Raw genomic sequence first — 16,983 nt, 5'->3', positions numbered from 1 at the left:
AAAAATCGAGTCTCATAAAGAGGCTCGATTTTTCTTTTTATTTTTTTTGCCCTCTATCACCGTTAAATGGGCAGTTGATTTTTTCTTTATACCAGTTAATTTGGTTAGCGTCCGATGTTTTGTTCCATCATCCGTTTTTTTACGATGCACTTTTTTGGCTGTTTTTTTTGCTGCTCTTAGAAATGCCTTCTGTTCCCTTTTCTCAGGACTAGGTTTATAAAAACGTTTAAATACAAAATATACGATTAACCCGACTAAAATCATGACAGCTATCTTTTGTAAAAAAACAGTCGGATTTCCAATAAAGCTACTTAATATACCAATCAAAGCAAGTAATACAATACTAATAGCGAAAATGGATGAAGTCCGATTTTTCAAGAAAGCCACCTCCCTAAGAGCATCTTAATCAGTTTTAGAAAATTTTAAACCAGTTTAAACAATTTCTTCATTAATTTGTTGGTTTTCAGTTTCTTTTTCTAATCGCAATAATTCATTAAAGGATAATATAGCCACTTCGACTTGATCATCAGTGGGTTCTTTGGTTGTTAATAGCTGAAGCCAAAGACCTGGAAGACCTAAATATTTTAAAACAGGAATATCTCTTAGCTTATTTGTGAATTGGAGTACTTCAAATGAAATTCCTAACACGACTGGAATTAAAGCAAGTCTGTCTACTACACGTAACCACAACGGGTCAGTTGGTACTAACATATAAACAAAGACACCAACAATAACAGTAAATAAGATAAAGCTACTACCGCAGCGGTAATGTAGTCGTGTTGAAGCCTGGACATTTTCGATTGTTAATTCTTTATTGCTCTCAAAGGCATTAATTACTTTATGCTCCGCACCATGGTATTGGAACACCCTTTTAACGATGGGAGTTAGTGACACAAAATAAATATATAAAAGTAGTAATAAAAGTTTAAAAAAGCCTTCAATTAATATTTGAGAAAAATCACTTGAAAAAATAGGACGTGTAAATTCGGCTAAAAATACCGGTATTAACGTAAACATAAACTTTCCAAATAAAAAGGAAATAACACCTATGGCAGCAACACCTAAAAACATTTGAATTTTTGAAACTTCTTGTTTGTGGATGATTTGATCATCATTAGGATCTACATCAAAGCGTTCAGTAGAAAAATTTAAATGCTTAGAGCCATTGGCACTAGCCTCAATAATGGCGATGATTCCACGAAGAAAAGGTATTTTTTTTAAGGAAGCAAATAATGGCTTTGATTCTCTTGGAAGGTGGTAATAATCAATACTTTGGTCTTTACGGCGAATGGCCGTAACCGTATGATGTTTCCCTCCGAACATAACACCTTCTACCACGGCTTGGCCGCCATATACAGGTTTTTGCTGATTTGACATAATGTATAAACACCAACCTACTATAATTTATTTAATCTAACCGCCGTGTATTTCATTACACTTTAGTTTTTTTACAAGACAGAATGATATACCTGTTTTGTATATAGCTATATTCTACTAAAAGTTTTCGAAAACCTCTAGAAAAGTCTAAAGAAATTATATTATTACTGTTTTATTCCTTTAATAATTTCACATTTAATGCAGATAATAAAAATTATAAAAGTAAAAGTTCATCAATATAAGAACAAATTGGAGGTGGGTATATGGCTGAGAAAAATAATAAGCTTGAACAAGAACAACATGAAAAACCAATGTCACCATTAGGATTAGCCGTTATAACAGGCTTGTTCGGAGGTGTTTTTTGGAGTTCCATTGCCTATTTAGCTTATCTGTTCCATTTTACGAAGATCTCTCCTAACGTCATTCTTGAGCCATGGACAATCGGTGACTGGAAAGAAGGGTGGTTAGGGGTTGTCATTTCTATATTACTAATTGGGATTCTTTCCATTGGTGTAGCATTAATATATTATTTTGTCTTAAGAAAATTTACGCGTATGTGGGTGAGTATTTTATATGGGATTCTTTTATTTCTGCTAGTCTTCTTGATCCTTAACCCCATCTTTCCAGGGATTCCTCCTTTTAGGGACTTAGATAAAGATACGATTGTGACGTCGATTTGTTTCTATATTCTTTTAGGCGTCTTTATTGGATATTCGATTTCATATGAAGAAAGTGAATTACAAAAAACAAAATTAGCAAAAGAGAAAGCAAAAGAAAAAGATGCAAGACCAACTTGGGATTAGTATTCCTAAAGCCATAAATTGTGATAGAATGTCTTTTAGGGCATTCTTTTTTCATATTTATTAAATTTTTTCTAGGAGGGGCTTTTGTGAAAAAAATACTTTTATTAAATGGCCCCAATTTAAATTTACTTGGTAAACGTGAGCCGGGAATATATGGGGAAAAAACATTAAAAGATGTTGAAGAAAATGTCACATCCTTAGGAATGACCTTAGGATTTGAAGTGAGATGTAATCAATCCAATCATGAAGGCGAGATTATAGATCAAATTCATGAAGCTTTTTTTTCAGGATATCATGGAATTATTTTAAATCCTGGGGCTTATACCCATTATAGTTATGCCATTCGGGATGCTGTTGCAGGGATTACGATTCCGGTTATCGAAGTACATATATCAAATATCCATGCTCGCGAAGAATTTCGGCATAAATCGGTTATTGCGCCCGTAACTGCTGGACAAATAGTTGGGTTTGGAATAAAAGGTTATGAGCTAGCCTTATTAGCTCTTAATATGGAGAGGGGATAGGATAATGGTTAAGTTGGAAAAATTAAGATCAAATTTCGAAAACCTTGGTATAGATGGAATTTTAGTTACAAGTACATATAATCGTCGTTATTTAACCAATTTTACAGGTTCTGCTGGGGTAGTATTAATTAGTCATGATAAGGCACTTTTTATTACAGACTTTCGATATGTAGAGCAAGCATCAAAACAATGTCAAGGCTTTGAAATTGTTCAGCATTCCGGTGCTATTATTGATGAAGTAGCTACCCAAGCGGAAAAATTAGGAATCAAAAAGCTTGGATTTGAACAAGATCATGTTTCCTTTGCTTCCTACCGAGCTTATGAGAAAGCAATTAAGGGTGAATTATTCCCTGTTTCAGGTGTTATTGAAAAGTTACGCTTGATTAAGACTGATTCAGAGATTAAGATATTAAAGGAAGCAGCGGATATTGCAGATGCTGCATTTAAACATATTTTAGACTTCATTCGTCCAGGTAAAACGGAGCTTGAAGTTTCAAATGAATTAGAGTTCTTTATGAGAAAAGCAGGAGCAACATCATCATCGTTTGATACAATTGTTGCCTCTGGTTATCGTTCTGCTTTACCACATGGTGTAGCAAGTGACAAGGTTATTGAAACTGGTGATTTTGTTACATTAGATTTTGGGGCATATTACAAAGGATACGTTTCAGACATTACCCGTACTGTTGCAGTTGGTGAACCAAGTGCAAAGCTGAAAGAAATTTATAATGTTGTTTTAGAAGCACAGCTTAAAGGAGTGGCTGGTATTAAACCAGGCATGACAGGAAAACAGGCTGATGCCTTAACAAGAGATTATATTACAGAAAAGGGATACGGAGAATATTTTGGACATTCAACTGGTCATGGAATCGGACTCGAGGTCCATGAAGGTCCTGCGTTATCTTCTAAATCTGATATTATTCTTGAACCGGGTATGGTTGTAACTGTAGAACCTGGTATTTATATTCCAGGTCTTGGCGGTGTCCGAATTGAAGATGACACTTTAATCACCGAAAACCATAACGAAACATTAACTCATTCAACGAAAGAGCTCATTATTCTTTAATGATCATTTAGGAGGAAAATTAGTATGAGTATGACATCTGTTAACGATTTTCGTACAGGCTTAACAATTGAAGTAGATAATGGAATTTGGCGCGTTATTGATTTCCAACACGTAAAACCAGGGAAAGGTGCGGCTTTTGTACGTTCAAAGCTTCGTAATCTTCGTACAGGCGCTATCCAAGAAAAAACATTTCGTGCTGGTGAAAAAGTAGCGAAAGCACAAATTGATAATCGAAAAATGCAATACCTATATGCAAATGGTGATCAACATGTGTTCATGGACCAAGAATCTTATGAACAAATCGAATTACCAGCAACTAGCATCGAATATGAATTGAAGTTTTTAAAAGAAAATATGGATGTTCATATTATGTTATATCATGGTGAATCTTTAGGAGTTGAACTTCCTAATACGGTAGAATTAGAAGTAACTGACACTGAACCAGGAATTAAAGGTGATACTGCTTCAGGTGGTACAAAACCAGCTACTGTTGAAACAGGATTAACAGTACAAGTTCCGTTCTTTGTTAATATTGGAGATCGTTTAATTATTAACACAGTTGAAGCAAGCTATGTATCTCGTGCATAGTTTGTCAAAAAAATTCACCCTTACGTCACTAGCGTAGGGGTTTTTATTTTGAGTTCGACAATTCAAAAAAACGAGATTTCAGAAGTTATTTCCTTAAATCGTTCACTAGAAAAGAAAAAAGAGCCTTGCACTGAATGCAAGGTTCTTTTGTTATCAAATATTACTGCTCTATTTCTCCATTCCAACTATTCATTCCACCGGTCATATTTAATATTTGTTTAAAACCCTTTTGAACGAGGATATCACTTGCTTGCTGTGAGCGGTTACCACTATGGCAAACAATAATATATTTTGTGTTTTTATCTAGTTCATTAGACATACCATCTAATACCTGCAAAGGGACAAGTTTGGATCCAGGGATATGGCCGCTAGCATATTCCTCTGGAGTACGAACGTCTAAAACTGTTACCTCTCCCTTTTGAATAAACTCTTTGGCTTCCATAGAAGTAATATTTTCATAGGTTGTATTAGTACATCCTGTAAGAAAAACAAACAGTAAAACATATTTTAACCACTTCATTATATAGCCCCCCCCCTTTATTATACTACATAGGGTATTTTACCTTTATTTTTCTAAGAATAGTAGATTTATTTGTGAAATCTTTTTGACTAATATTTGGCTTTTCATTTCAAACTTATTTTCGAAATATCAAAAATAGTTTCATAGAAAACAAAAAAGATTAGGATGTGTTTATCCTAATCTTTTTCGTTTTAATAGTAATAATATTTGACTGCAACTGCCGCTTTAAATTGAAGTGTTCCGGGTTGAAATTCCTCACTAGAGGCAGCCTTTACAAAGGTTAATGGTTGGATAGGTCCAGTTTCCTTTCCGAGTTCCTCCACTTTAAACGGAATGGGATTCCAGTTGACTTTTAGACTCAAAACAATCGTTTCTGCTTTTTCGTGAGCATTTTTCAATGCCTTTTTTAAAGCTTGCAGATAATATTCATTAGGATTAGATACGCTAAATTGAACGTTTGAGACATAATTTGCACCTGCTTGAATGATACTGTTGATAATCCTACCAAGCTCATTTACTTCATTAATTGTAACTTTTAATAGATTTTGAACTCGATAACCGCGAAAAACTTGTTTCCCATTTTCATAATCATATTGGGTATCCACATGGTAGTCAAAAGTTTGGATATTTTTTTTAGGAATATGAAAGGATTGAAGAACCTGAACCACTTTTGTAATAATTTCTGAATTTTGTTTTTGTACTTGTGTTAAGTCCTTTCCTTCTGTAATGACACCAATCGTCGCGGAAGCCTGGTTTGGAACGGCTGTTACAATCCCCTCACCATTTACTTTCATTATATTTTTATTGTTGATAGAATCCATTTGATTTCGATAAATGGATGGATAGTTGTAATACAAACGTTCTCCTCCCTTCTTTTTTTCCTTATTAATGTTTATTTGCAAAGATAGGTAAACATTCTATGACATGAAAAATTCATATCTCTTTTAATTTCATACTAATTGTCCAAAAGAAAGTCATAATGTGTCCAGGCAGGCATACATTTTAATAAGGTTTTTTTTACGAGAGAGACTTACTAGCAAGGAGGAATCATATGGAATCAGTCCTATCCTTTTTACCCAAAAACATTTTGGAACAAATGCAGCTTATCCCTCCTTCACAAAAAGTAGAGATCGAGGAAATTCGAATAAGGATTAATCGACCAATTGAGGTAACGTTAGGTGGAAAATCTATTTTTCTTCCATATTCGGTTTCAGCTGATGATGCAGTTCAGTTATTAAATAAAATTAGTCATCATTCTATTTATGCTTTAGAGGAGGAACTACGAAGAGGATATATCACAATTGATGGCGGACATAGAGTAGGACTAGCCGGAAAGGTTATTTTAGAATCTGGAAAAGTAAAAGCCATTAGAGATATTTCTTCTTTTAACATTCGTATTGCAAAAGAAAAGATTGGAATTGCCGATTCACTAGTTCCTTTTCTGTTCGATAGAAACTGGATGCATACGATGATCATCGGCCCACCCCAAACGGGGAAAACAACTTTACTTCGTGATATAGCAAGGATCATTTCAACAGGTGATCACAAAGGATCCATTCCTTCGCAAAAAGTAGGAATTGTGGATGAAAGATCAGAGATTGCGGGTTGTGTTAACGGTATCCCACAGCTAACATTTGGCCCACGAATTGATGTTCTGGATGCCTGTCCTAAAGCTGAGGGTATGATGATGATGATTCGTTCAATGAGTCCGCAGGTCCTTATTGTGGATGAAATAGGAAGATTAGAAGATTCAGAAGCGATTTTAGAAGCAGTGAATGCTGGAATTAAGCTCATGATGACCACTCATGGGGAATCGTTTGAAGAAATTCAAAAACGCCCAAGCCTACAAATGATTCTTAAGCAAGGAATCTTTCAACGATATATTGAATTGAGCCGGCAAAAGGGGCCGGGAACCATTACCAAAATTAAAGACCAATTTGGAAAAGAGATTTCAAGTAAAGTGAGAGTGACCTAAATGATGAAAGTGATTGGGGCTATATTCATTATTGTCGCCACCACTTGGACTGGTTTTGAAGCATCTAGACATTTAAGTGAAAGGCCAAGACAACTAAGACTGCTAAAATCTGCCCTACAATCATTAGAGGCAGAAATCATGTATGGACATACCCCCCTGCACGAAGCAGCCAGAAGGTTATCTACTCAATTAACCAAACCGATTTCCTGGTTTTTTGAATCCTTTGCAAAGAAATTAACGGATTCAGATACAACTGTTAAAGATGCATGGGAAGAAAGTTTAAATGAGGTTTGGAAATTAACAGCCTTTAAACAATCAGAATTTGAAATTATGAAACAATTCGGTGAGACATTAGGTAGGCATGACCGGTTGTCCCAGCAAAAGCATATTATGCTGACACTCACACATTTAGAGAGAGAAGAAATAGAAGCGAGGGAGAAGCAAGTTAAATATGAAAAAATGGTCAAAAGTCTCGGGTTTCTATCAGGCTTATTATTAATAATCTTACTGCTGTAGCTAGGAGGAGAAACAATGGGGTTAGAAGTAGATATTATTTTTAAAATTGCCGGGGTGGGAATCGTAGTTGCTTTTTTGCATACCATTTTGGATCAAGTTGGGAAAAAGGAATATGCACAATGGGTAACCCTCTTTGGGTTTATATATATTTTGTTCATGGTTGCATCTATCGTGGATGACCTATTTCAAAAAATTAAATCTGTTTTTTTATTTCAAGGTTAAAGGAGGATTCCTGCCATTGAAATTTTGCAAATCGTTGGAATCGCATTAGTTTCTACCTTCTTAGCATTAATTCTAAAAGAACAAAAACCTAATTTTGCCTTTCTGTTAATTGTTTTTGTTGGCTGTGGTATTTTTCTTTTTCTAGTTGATCAAATCTATGAAATTATACAAATGCTTCAAAGGATTGCTTCTAACGCAAATGTAAACCTTGTTTATGTTGAAACGATACTAAAAATTATTGGGATAGCTTACATTGCGGAGTTTGCAGCACAAATAACAAAGGATGCAGGTCAGGGAGCAATCGCATCAAAGATTGAATTAGGTGGGAAGATTATCATTTTAGCCATGGCGATTCCAATCTTAACTGTACTAATTGAAACGATCATACAGCTTATACCGAACTAATCTTTTAACGGTTTAGCTTAAGGCGCTTATGCTTTTCTAATAAGGTAAGGGAGTATATAACTTTTGGGAGTTCGAAAATTGTCTAGCTCCAGCGCCTAGCCCCTCGATGGAAGAAGAAAAATCACTTCTTCCTTGGTCAAATAACCTCTAGCATAAGAAGTCAAAGTTCAGACTTCTTATGCTAGAGAACATTTGCTTGTCGGGGCTAACCAAGGCGCTTACGCTTTTCTTATAAGAGGTGAAAAAATGAAGCAGCACCGGCTACCATTCCTAGTCATAGTCTTGTTCTTTCTTTCTCTATTAATCACTCCAGTTGTCCAAGCTTCAACAGAAACTAGCCAAGGTGACCCACCTCAAACACCACAGCAACTGGTTGAGTCTCAACTTGAGACATTAAATATGGATGAGTTAAAGAAGTATTGGGAAGATATTACCCATCAATACGGCGGTTTTTTACCTGAAAGTCAAAAGGGAAGCCTTTATGACTTTATTAAAGGAGAAAAACAGTTCTCGTTCAAGCAATGGTTTACAGGTATGTTTAAATTTGCTTTTCAAGAATTTATTATGAATGGAAAACTATTAGGTTCTTTAATATTGTTGACTGTTTTTAGTATGTTTTTACAAACTTTACAGAACTCCTTTGAGCAAAGTACGGTCAGTAAAGTGGCTTATGCCATTGTATTTATGGTCCTAATGATTATTGCGTTAAACAGTTTTCACATCGCAATTGATTATACAAAGGATGCCATTAATACAATGATCTCATTTATATTAGCCTTAATACCACTGCTTTTGGCACTAATCGCATCCTCAGGCGGGTTAATATCTGCAGCATTTTTTCATCCTGTTATTCTATTCCTCATGAACATGAGCGGGGTTTTTATTCAATATGTTGTTTTACCGATGTTATTTTTATCAGCCTTACTTAGCATCGTTAGCACATTAACGGAGCATTACAAAGTTAGTCAGTTGGCCAATTTACTCCGTAATTGGAGTATAGGTTTACTAGGATTATTTTTAACAGTTTTCCTTGGAGTGATTTCTGTACAAGGCGCTTCAACGGCGATCACTGATGGCGTTACCATTCGTACAGCAAAATTTATTACTGGAAATTTTATCCCTGTAATCGGAAGAATTTTCACTGACGCTACGGATACCGTGATTAATGCTTCTGTACTGCTTAAGAATACAGTAGGTATTGCAGGTGTAGCTATTTTAATTCTAATTGCTGCTTTTCCAGCTATAAAAATTTTAATGATTGCCTTTATATATAAATTTGCTGCCGCTATTTTACAGCCTTTAGGTGGAGGTCCCGTTATTTCCTGTTTAGATATTATCAGTAAAAGCGTCATTTATGTTTTTGCAGCTTTAGCCATCGTCTCTCTCATGTTTTTTCTATCTATAACGGTCATCATCGCAGCCGGAAATCTAACAATGATGGTGAGGTAGGTAAATATGCAATTTTTAACTGAGTGGGTAACCAATATTATTTTATTTGTACTATTAGCAACGGTTATCGATATGCTTTTACCTAATTCTAGTTTCCAAAAATACACAAAAATAGTCATGGGGTTATTGCTAATTGCGATTATTTTAACTCCTGTATTAAAACTAATTTCAAAAGATTTTGAGTCTGCACTGTCCTCCATCCCTATTTTCGAGTCTTCTGGAGAAAAAAATATGGAAAATTTAATAGAAATGAAGAAAAAAGAAATACAAGCCTCACAACATGCATATATTTTAGAAACAATGGCTGTCCAACTTAAAAAGGACACTGAGGAGGAGTTGATGGAACAGTACGGTTTAGAAATTGCAAACATTGATCTAATGGTTGACGAAAAGAGCAACCATACTTTTCCGGATAACCTCCAAAAAGTCATCGTTCAGTTAAAGCCAGCAGAGGATGAAGCAAATGTCGTTGAAGTGGTCAAAACAGTGGAGATTAATACAACTAATCCTCCTCCATCTAAACGATTGACAACTCAATCAGAAGAAATCACTTCGCTTCTAGCTGAAAAATGGAATGTAACAGAAAATGCTATTGAAGTTTTGATTGAAGGGGAGGTGACAAACAGAAATGGATCGTAATGGGCCATTCACATGGTTAAAGAAACTACTTTCAACAGATGAAAAGAAAGAAAAGAAAAATGTTAAATTCCAGTATTTGCTGCTTGTGGGGCTTTTCGGGGCGCTGATTATGCTTGCAAACAATATCCTTTTTTCACAAAAGGATCCAGTGGAAAAGACAGTCTCTACTTTTCAAAATCAAGAAGCCACTGAAGAAGATGTTGCAGCATTTGGTCAAAAATCTTCTGGAGGTGGTGGACATACAACCATATCAGATTATGAGCGTTCATATGAAGCGCAGCTTAAGGAAGCACTGGAGCAGATGCTTGGGGTCGATAAAGTCACTGTTATTGTGAATGTTGATGCCACTGATAAAAAAGTATTAGAAAAAAATGTTGTCACTAGGTCTCAAACAACCAATGAAACTGACCGCGAAGGTGGTCAACGAAAGGTTGAAGATGCCTCAATTGATGAACAACTGGTTATTGTAAGACAAGGGGAAAAAGAGGGACCCATCTTAATTGAAACAAAAAAACCAGAGATTCGCGGCGTGTTAGTTGTTGCTCAAGGTGCAGAAAATATTCAAGTGAAAAAATGGATTGTAGAAGCTGTAACAAGAGTACTAGATGTACCAAGTCATCGCGTGGCGGTAATGCCAAAAAAAACTAAGGGGGATTCATAATATGTTATTGAAAAAACAAACAGTTTGGTTATTAACAATGCTTAGCTTAGTGGTAGTACTATCAGTCTATTACATTACTTCACCGGAACAAAAAATGACAGATATGGCATCAGTCCAAGAAAATAAAGATCAAGGTAAGGCAAAAGATGTAGCAGGAAGTGAGCAAGATCAAAATATTATTTCTAGTATTGCTAGTGACGAAGTATTTGAAGCACTTCGTATGGATTTAGAAGATGCTCGCAGCCAAAGAAAAGAAGAATTAGAAACGATGATCGCTTCTACAGAACTTCCAGCAGATCAACGTGTGGCAGCACATGAGGAACTAAAGACTCTAAATGAAGTGGCAAACAAAGAACAAATGTTAGAAACTTTAATTCAAACACTTGGATACGATGATGCATTAGTTCGTGCTGATGGAGAAGAAATTCGTATAACAGTTAAAGCCAAAGGAAAATCTGCTAAAGCTGCAAATGACATTATTCAACTAGTAAAGTCTGAAATCGGAACAATGCAATATGTTGCAGTTGATTTCCAAATTGAACAATAATGGATAAACAAAAGGAAGGCCAAAAGGCCTTCCTTTTAATTTTGTAATTTTAATAAGCTTTCAATGGAATCATGTGCTGCTGAGATAGATTCATAAAGTTTTTCGTTTTTATAGGTTTGAAGTTCCACAGAAGAGGATAAATCTTGTAATGTGGCACTCGCTTGTTCCATTACAGCACGAAATTCACTCAAGGTTACTTCAACTGTTTTTGAGGATTCATTTACTTGCTTAGTCAAGGCTTCATGTTTAGAAATATCTTCCCGTAAATTCATAAACGTGTCACTTATTTTAACAAAGGAATCTTGTGTTTCCATAGCTAATTGCAGATTTTCTGTTGCCTTGAGACTAGTATTACTTATCTGTATTTTTGTTTTCTCTGTGCCTAAAAAAACATTTTTTAGATTTTCTGATATTTGTGCTGCTGTTCTACTAGAAGTATCAGCCAGTTTACGAACTTCTTCAGCTACGACGGCAAAACCTTTTCCGCTTTCACCAGCTCGTGCCGCTTCAATCGAGGCATTTAATGCTAATAAATTGGTCTGATTTGCAATTTCTTGAATGGCAGTAACAAAATGAGCCGTTTCTTTAACCAGTGTGGTAAGCTTGGTAATTTGCTCTTCAGCTTCAAGCATATCTTGGTATGAAAAGGAGATTTCATCTTTTAATTTTGAAACAAGGCTTTGACCTAATTCTGTCACTTGATTGGTCACTATGGAATCTTTGTGTAATTTTTCTACTAATAAAGTAGTTTCTGATAAAGTTTCGCTTGAATTCTCCAAAGTGTCTGTAATATCGACAATGGCTTTAGATTGAATCTGAATGCCTGCTGATATTTCAGCGATGGATTGATTCATGACCTGCGAGGCTTGAAGATTTTCTTGGCTTTTTATTTTCACTAGGTCTATCATCGTTGAGATATTTTCCGTATTTTCAGCAATCGTGCTCTTTACTTGACGATCTCTTAATAGGAGTTGTTCCGTTTCTTTTTGAGCTTTAACAATATGCTCGGAAAGTTTTTTTGATATCGTAAGCTGGAAGGTTAATAAAATCGTAACAAGAGAAAACAGTAGATAAATCGTTACATAATTTTTTGTTTCTAAAGGTAAAGAATCGTGATGGAGAAATGTAAAAACAGTAATAATAACAAATCCCAAAAAGGATGATAGCCAAAGAATCGATTTCTCCATATAAATAGCAGCGATAGACAATACAAAATAAATGAGGAAGTACGCTGTAGGAGAAATACTATTTTCCATAATGATAAAGATAACAGCAGATACAATTAAAATGGCTAAGTAAGGGATAACTTTAATGAATTTTTGTGAATAATGAAGGGAGGCAACAATCGAAACGCCAATTCCGCCTGCAATAATGATGGATAATATGACGGCTAAATCTTTCTTCATAGCTATGTCGACAATAGCAGCCAACAAAACACTAATCATTGCTGCTTTTATCACAAGCGAGTTCTTTCGAATTAAATCATCTTTTTTTATTTGTTCCATTTGATCCATACGCATAATCCTTTCCTAATCGACAATAAGTACTATTTCGATAAGGGTAAGAAAAAATCCTTCTCCAATTTACAACATTTTTCCACATCTGAATATAAGACCATTTAAAGAAGGTGAAAATAAAAATATCACAGGATTTGAATCATTTATTGAACTTTTATAAGATATTATCGTATAGTATTAGTAGCTAGTCATAATTCTTATGTTTATTCTTTTAGAAAATTTCAGAAATTTAGATAGCAGACAAGGAGTGTTTCTTTTGTTAAAAGTTCAAGAAATTCGTGAGCTAATTAAATTAGTTGATCAATCAAGTATTGATGAATTCGTTTATGAATCAGAGGGTTCTAAAATTAAAATGAAAAAAACCGTGAATGGTACAGTCACTTTAACCGCACCACAACCACAGTCCCAACCAGTCGTTGTAGCAGCAACACAACAAGCACAACCAGTTCAGCCGGTTACTGTTCAAGAATCTTCAGCTGCACCAGTCCAGCCAGTTCAAGAAGCTGTACAAGCTGATACTTCAAACTTACATAAGATTACATCCCCTATGGTAGGGACATTCTATCAGTCACCATCACCAGATGCTGATGTATATGTAAAACCGGGCTCAAAAGTAACAAAAGATTCTGTTGTTTGTATTGTAGAAGCAATGAAACTTTTCAATGAAATAGAAGCAGAAGTTAACGGCGAAATTGTTGAAATTTTGGTAAAAGATGGACAATTAGTGGAATACGGACAACCATTATTTTTAGTAAAGCCTGAATAAGGAGCGATTTGTTAGAATGATAAAAAAACTTTTAATTGCAAATCGAGGAGAAATTGCTGTACGCATTATTAGGGCTTGCCGAGATTTAGGGGTGGAGTCTGTTGCAGTTTTCTCTGAAGCAGATAGAGAGTCATTGCATGTTCAACTAGCGGATGAAGCATATTGTATCGGACCTACTGCTTCAAAAGATAGCTATTTGAATTTTACCAATATCATAAGTGTCGCCAAATTGACAGGCTGTGATGCCATTCATCCTGGCTATGGCTTTTTAGCCGAAAATGCTGATTTTGCAGAGCTATGCCGTGAAGTGAACATTACTTTTGTTGGTCCAAGTCCTGAAGCGATAACTAAAATGGGCACAAAGGATATAGCTCGTCAAACGATGGCTGAAGCAGGTGTTCCGATTGTTCCAGGATCAAAAGGGATCATAAAAAATATTGAAGAAGCTTTAGAGCTTGCAAACAAAATGGGCTACCCTGTCATTATTAAAGCCACTGCAGGTGGTGGAGGTAAAGGAATACGTGTAGCTCGAAATGAACAAGAGCTAACAAAAGGTATTACCATTACTCAGACTGAAGCGGCTACAGCATTCGGTAATCCAGGAGTTTATATCGAAAAATTTATTGAGGATTTCCGTCATGTAGAGATTCAAGTGCTGGCAGACTCTTATGGAAACACTATTCATTTAGGTGAAAGAGACTGCTCCATCCAACGACGTTTACAAAAATTGTTGGAAGAAACTCCATCACCAGCTTTAGATGGGGAGATTCGTGAGGAAATGGGAAATGCTGCTGTAAAAGCTGCAAAAGCAGTTGATTATACAGGGGCTGGCACGGTAGAATTTATATATGATTATGTAAATCGTAAGTTCTACTTTATGGAAATGAATACTCGTATTCAGGTAGAACATCCTGTAACTGAAATAGTAACGGGTGTTGATTTAGTAAAAGAACAAATTAAGATTGCTTCTGGTGAAAAGCTTCCTCTTTCACAATCAGAAGTTACGTTTAATGGATGGGCAATCGAATGCCGTATAAATGCTGAGAATCCGGAAAAGAATTTTATGCCGTCCGCTGGAAAAATAAAGATGTATTTACCTCCAGGTGGTTTAGGTGTAAGAATAGATTCGGCAGCTTATCCAGGGTATACGATTCCACCATACTACGATTCTATGATTGCTAAGGTTATTACCTATGGAGCAACTAGAGAAGAAGCAATTGCAAGAATGAAACGTGCTCTAAGTGAGTTTGTTGTGGAAGGAATACATACAACTATTCCGTTCCACCTTAAATTATTAGAACATGATAAGTTTGTTGAAGGACAGTTTAATACAAAGTTCCTTGAACTGTATGATGTGATGAAATCTTAGATAATACTCGGGAGGTATTAGGGATGAGCGAAAACCACATTTTAGAAATGAATCAAGAGTATGCAGGGCTTGGTAAAGTAGAAATTGCACCTGAAGTTATTGAAGTTATTGCAGGTATTGCTGCTTCAGAAGTTGAAGGTGTTGCCCAAATGCGCGGTAATTTTGCTACTGGTGTAGTTGAAAGATTAGGTAAGAAAAATCATGGTAAGGGTGTTAAGGTAGAACTTACTGATGATGGGGTAAAGGTAGATGTATATTGCGTGATGAAGTTTGGAATTTCTATTCCAACCGTTGCTGGGAAAGTTCAGGATAATATTCGTCAAGCTTTATTAAATATGACTGCATTAGAGGTTGAGGAAGTAAACATTCATGTTGTTGGAATACAATTTGAGAACCAAAAACAGGAAGTTGAAATCGAACAAGAACTATAAAATGAAGAACCAAAGGCTGTTGTCTTTGGTTCTTTATTTTTAAAAATATTACGAATATTTATATATGATCTTTCTTAAACTAGTTTTTAATGTGAAAGTTTGTCATAATAATGATGATGTGACAAAGATTATAGCCAAATTGATGAATGGTAAAGTAAGGTAAAGGAGTTAACAATAAATGAAACGTAGAACAGCGAGAGAAAAAGCATTACAAGCTTTATTTCAGATAGATATGAGTGAGATAGAACCTAGTGCTGCGATTGAGCATGTACTTGATGAGGAGCCAACAGATCCTTATTTAGAAAAATTGGTATTAGGGGTTATTGAACATCAAACTCAAATTGATGAAAGTATTAAGGAACATTTAGAAAAATGGTCTTTAGAGCGTTTGGCAAATGTAGATCGTAGTTTACTTAGAATGGCCATATTCGAGATGAAGTACTGTACAGATGATGTTCCGGTTAATGTCATTCTCGATGAAGCAATAGAAATTGCAAAAATGTATGGAGATGACCAATCAAGTCGGTTTATTAACGGGGTTTTAGCTAAAATTAAACAGCAAATGTCTTAATACTTCACAACCTTTTAAATTGGCTTCTCTACAAAAGCGATTGGCTCCCAAAGTTTTGTATATAAGGGCTAAAGCATTATAAAAAATAGAGGAGGATAAAGGATGGCTGCTCAACTTATTGATGGAAAACAAATTGCAAAGAACAAACAGGAAGAAATTGCAAAGGAAGTTCAAGAATTAAAGAGTAGAAATATTATCCCAGGATTAGCTGTTATTTTAGTGGGAAATAATCCTGCTTCAAGAACTTATGTGAAAAGCAAGGAAAAAGCTTGTTTACAACTTGGAATGCATTCGGTCCTAATTGAATTTCCAGCTACGATTTGTGAAGATGAATTATTAGCCAAAATTGTAGAACTTAATGAGGATCATTCCATCCACGGTATTTTAGTGCAGTTACCTTTACCAAATCATATTAACGAGAAAAAAGTAATAGAAACCATTATTCCTGAAAAAGACGTAGACGGATTCCATCCAATTAACATTGGTAGAATGATGACAGGTCAAGATTCATTTTTACCTTGCACTCCTTATGGTGTAATGGTGATGCTTGAAGAAATGAATATTTCGATTAGTGGGAAACATGTCGTTGTAGTAGGGAGAAGTAATATTGTCGGTAAACCTTCTGGGCAACTTTTTTTAAATGAAAATGCCACGGTTACATATTGTCATTCTAAGACAACAGACCTAAAAGCCATTACGAAACAAGCAGACATATTGATAGCAGCTGTTGGTAAGGTGGATCTTATAACTGCTGACCATATAAAAGAAGGGGCAGTTGTCATTGATGTAGGCATGAATCGTAATAAGGAAGGAAAACTTTGTGGAGATGTATCCTTTGATGAAGTGAAAGAGAAAGCCGGATATATTACACCCGTTCCAGGCGGAGTTGGCCCGATGACGATTACGATGTTGATGTATAATACGTTGAAATCCGCTAAAAATGTAAAACCAACAATTCAAAACTCAATATAATATTTCATATGTCCTTATCCAATACATAAATTTCATACTGAAAAATATGTATTGGATTTGGACAG

General features: G+C 35.4%; 22 protein-coding genes. 17 read left to right on the top strand and 5 right to left on the bottom strand.

Going from position 1 to position 16,983, the window contains the following annotated elements; all coding sequences use genetic code 11:
• Positions 1-12 precede the first annotated feature (12 nt).
• Positions 13-387: an SA1362 family protein gene (locus ACSBPO_RS15540; RefSeq protein ID WP_442594832.1), complete on the bottom strand. Its 375-nt coding sequence runs from the start codon at positions 385-387 to the stop codon at positions 13-15.
• A 45-nt stretch (positions 388-432) separates the two neighbouring features.
• Entirely contained in the window at positions 433-1,377 is a 945-nt protein-coding gene (locus ACSBPO_RS15535; RefSeq protein ID WP_442594830.1) for a DUF1385 domain-containing protein, read from the bottom strand.
• Between the two features lie 263 nt (positions 1,378-1,640).
• Between ACSBPO_RS15535 and ACSBPO_RS15530 the strand changes: the two genes are divergently transcribed.
• The 4 genes from ACSBPO_RS15530 to efp all read left to right on the top strand — a co-directional run bounded on the left by ACSBPO_RS15530 (position 1,641) and on the right by efp (position 4,358).
• The gene (locus tag ACSBPO_RS15530) at positions 1,641-2,180 is read left to right on the top strand and encodes a YqhR family membrane protein (protein ID WP_442594828.1); all 540 of its coding nucleotides are present in this window, start codon (positions 1,641-1,643) and stop codon (positions 2,178-2,180) included.
• A gap of 86 nt (positions 2,181-2,266) precedes the next feature.
• Positions 2,267-2,704: a type II 3-dehydroquinate dehydratase gene (gene aroQ / locus ACSBPO_RS15525; RefSeq protein WP_442594826.1), complete on the top strand. Its 438-nt coding sequence runs from the start codon at positions 2,267-2,269 to the stop codon at positions 2,702-2,704.
• Positions 2,705-2,708: 4 nt separating this feature from the next.
• On the top strand, positions 2,709-3,770 hold the full coding sequence (pepQ, locus tag ACSBPO_RS15520) for a Xaa-Pro dipeptidase (protein WP_442594824.1): 1,062 nt from the start codon (positions 2,709-2,711) through the stop codon (positions 3,768-3,770).
• Between the two features lie 30 nt (positions 3,771-3,800).
• Positions 3,801-4,358, top strand: coding sequence for an elongation factor P (gene efp / locus ACSBPO_RS15515; protein WP_442600389.1), 558 nt, complete (start codon positions 3,801-3,803; stop codon positions 4,356-4,358).
• 160 nt (positions 4,359-4,518) lie between these two features.
• Here the strand turns inward: efp and ACSBPO_RS15510 are convergent, their stop codons facing one another.
• The gene (locus ACSBPO_RS15510) at positions 4,519-4,878 is read right to left on the bottom strand and encodes a rhodanese-like domain-containing protein (RefSeq protein WP_442594822.1); all 360 of its coding nucleotides are present in this window, start codon (positions 4,876-4,878) and stop codon (positions 4,519-4,521) included.
• 191 nt (positions 4,879-5,069) lie between these two features.
• Complete coding sequence (locus ACSBPO_RS15505) at positions 5,070-5,735, bottom strand: SIMPL domain-containing protein (protein WP_442594820.1); 666 nt, start codon at positions 5,733-5,735, stop codon at positions 5,070-5,072.
• 194 nt (positions 5,736-5,929) lie between these two features.
• On the opposite strand from ACSBPO_RS15505, the gene spoIIIAA reads away from it, so the two are divergent.
• The 8 genes from spoIIIAA to ACSBPO_RS15465 all read left to right on the top strand — a co-directional run bounded on the left by spoIIIAA (position 5,930) and on the right by ACSBPO_RS15465 (position 11,292).
• Positions 5,930-6,853 carry a stage III sporulation protein AA gene (gene spoIIIAA, locus ACSBPO_RS15500; RefSeq protein WP_442594818.1) on the top strand — a complete coding sequence of 308 codons (924 nt, stop codon included), beginning with the start codon at positions 5,930-5,932 and terminating at the stop codon, positions 6,851-6,853.
• Positions 6,854-7,369, top strand: a complete 516-nt coding sequence (gene spoIIIAB, locus ACSBPO_RS15495) for a stage III sporulation protein SpoIIIAB (protein WP_442594816.1) — start codon at positions 6,854-6,856, stop codon at positions 7,367-7,369.
• Positions 7,370-7,384: 15 nt separating this feature from the next.
• Positions 7,385-7,591 (top strand): stage III sporulation protein AC, encoded by a 207-nt coding sequence (gene spoIIIAC, locus ACSBPO_RS15490; protein WP_009794945.1) that lies wholly within the window; start codon positions 7,385-7,387, stop codon positions 7,589-7,591.
• A 15-nt stretch (positions 7,592-7,606) separates the two neighbouring features.
• The gene (gene spoIIIAD / locus ACSBPO_RS15485; RefSeq protein ID WP_442600388.1) at positions 7,607-7,996 is read left to right on the top strand and encodes a stage III sporulation protein AD; all 390 of its coding nucleotides are present in this window, start codon (positions 7,607-7,609) and stop codon (positions 7,994-7,996) included.
• Between the two features lie 246 nt (positions 7,997-8,242).
• Entirely contained in the window at positions 8,243-9,445 is a 1,203-nt protein-coding gene (gene spoIIIAE / locus ACSBPO_RS15480) for a stage III sporulation protein AE (RefSeq protein WP_442594814.1), read from the top strand.
• 6 nt (positions 9,446-9,451) lie between these two features.
• Positions 9,452-10,084, top strand: coding sequence for a stage III sporulation protein AF (spoIIIAF, locus tag ACSBPO_RS15475; protein ID WP_442594812.1), 633 nt, complete (start codon positions 9,452-9,454; stop codon positions 10,082-10,084).
• Positions 10,074-10,745: a stage III sporulation protein AG gene (spoIIIAG, locus tag ACSBPO_RS15470; protein ID WP_442594810.1), complete on the top strand. Its 672-nt coding sequence runs from the start codon at positions 10,074-10,076 to the stop codon at positions 10,743-10,745. The genes spoIIIAF and spoIIIAG overlap by 11 nt, the downstream gene beginning before the upstream one ends.
• 1 nt (position 10,746) lies before the next feature.
• Complete coding sequence (locus tag ACSBPO_RS15465; RefSeq protein ID WP_442594809.1) at positions 10,747-11,292, top strand: SpoIIIAH-like family protein; 546 nt, start codon at positions 10,747-10,749, stop codon at positions 11,290-11,292.
• Positions 11,293-11,327: 35 nt separating this feature from the next.
• Here ACSBPO_RS15465 and ACSBPO_RS15460 read toward each other — a convergent pair whose 3' ends face one another.
• Positions 11,328-12,806 (bottom strand): methyl-accepting chemotaxis protein, encoded by a 1,479-nt coding sequence (locus ACSBPO_RS15460; RefSeq protein ID WP_442594807.1) that lies wholly within the window; start codon positions 12,804-12,806, stop codon positions 11,328-11,330.
• Between the two features lie 259 nt (positions 12,807-13,065).
• On the opposite strand from ACSBPO_RS15460, the gene accB reads away from it, so the two are divergent.
• The 5 genes from accB to folD all read left to right on the top strand — a co-directional run bounded on the left by accB (position 13,066) and on the right by folD (position 16,918).
• Complete coding sequence (gene accB, locus ACSBPO_RS15455; protein WP_442594805.1) at positions 13,066-13,575, top strand: acetyl-CoA carboxylase biotin carboxyl carrier protein; 510 nt, start codon at positions 13,066-13,068, stop codon at positions 13,573-13,575.
• A 16-nt stretch (positions 13,576-13,591) separates the two neighbouring features.
• Positions 13,592-14,944, top strand: a complete 1,353-nt coding sequence (gene accC, locus ACSBPO_RS15450; protein WP_442594803.1) for an acetyl-CoA carboxylase biotin carboxylase subunit — start codon at positions 13,592-13,594, stop codon at positions 14,942-14,944.
• A gap of 23 nt (positions 14,945-14,967) precedes the next feature.
• Positions 14,968-15,375: an Asp23/Gls24 family envelope stress response protein gene (locus ACSBPO_RS15445; protein ID WP_442594801.1), complete on the top strand. Its 408-nt coding sequence runs from the start codon at positions 14,968-14,970 to the stop codon at positions 15,373-15,375.
• Between the two features lie 178 nt (positions 15,376-15,553).
• Positions 15,554-15,946 carry a transcription antitermination factor NusB gene (gene nusB, locus ACSBPO_RS15440; RefSeq protein WP_442594799.1) on the top strand — a complete coding sequence of 131 codons (393 nt, stop codon included), beginning with the start codon at positions 15,554-15,556 and terminating at the stop codon, positions 15,944-15,946.
• A 102-nt stretch (positions 15,947-16,048) separates the two neighbouring features.
• Complete coding sequence (gene folD, locus ACSBPO_RS15435) at positions 16,049-16,918, top strand: bifunctional methylenetetrahydrofolate dehydrogenase/methenyltetrahydrofolate cyclohydrolase FolD (RefSeq protein ID WP_442594797.1); 870 nt, start codon at positions 16,049-16,051, stop codon at positions 16,916-16,918.
• Positions 16,919-16,983 lie beyond the last annotated feature (65 nt).

This window comes from Neobacillus sp. D3-1R, from assembly GCF_052180215.1.
GTDB lineage: Bacteria > Bacillota > Bacilli > Bacillales > Cytobacillaceae > Pseudoneobacillus.
This window is presented reverse-complemented; position numbering and strand designations above follow the sequence as displayed.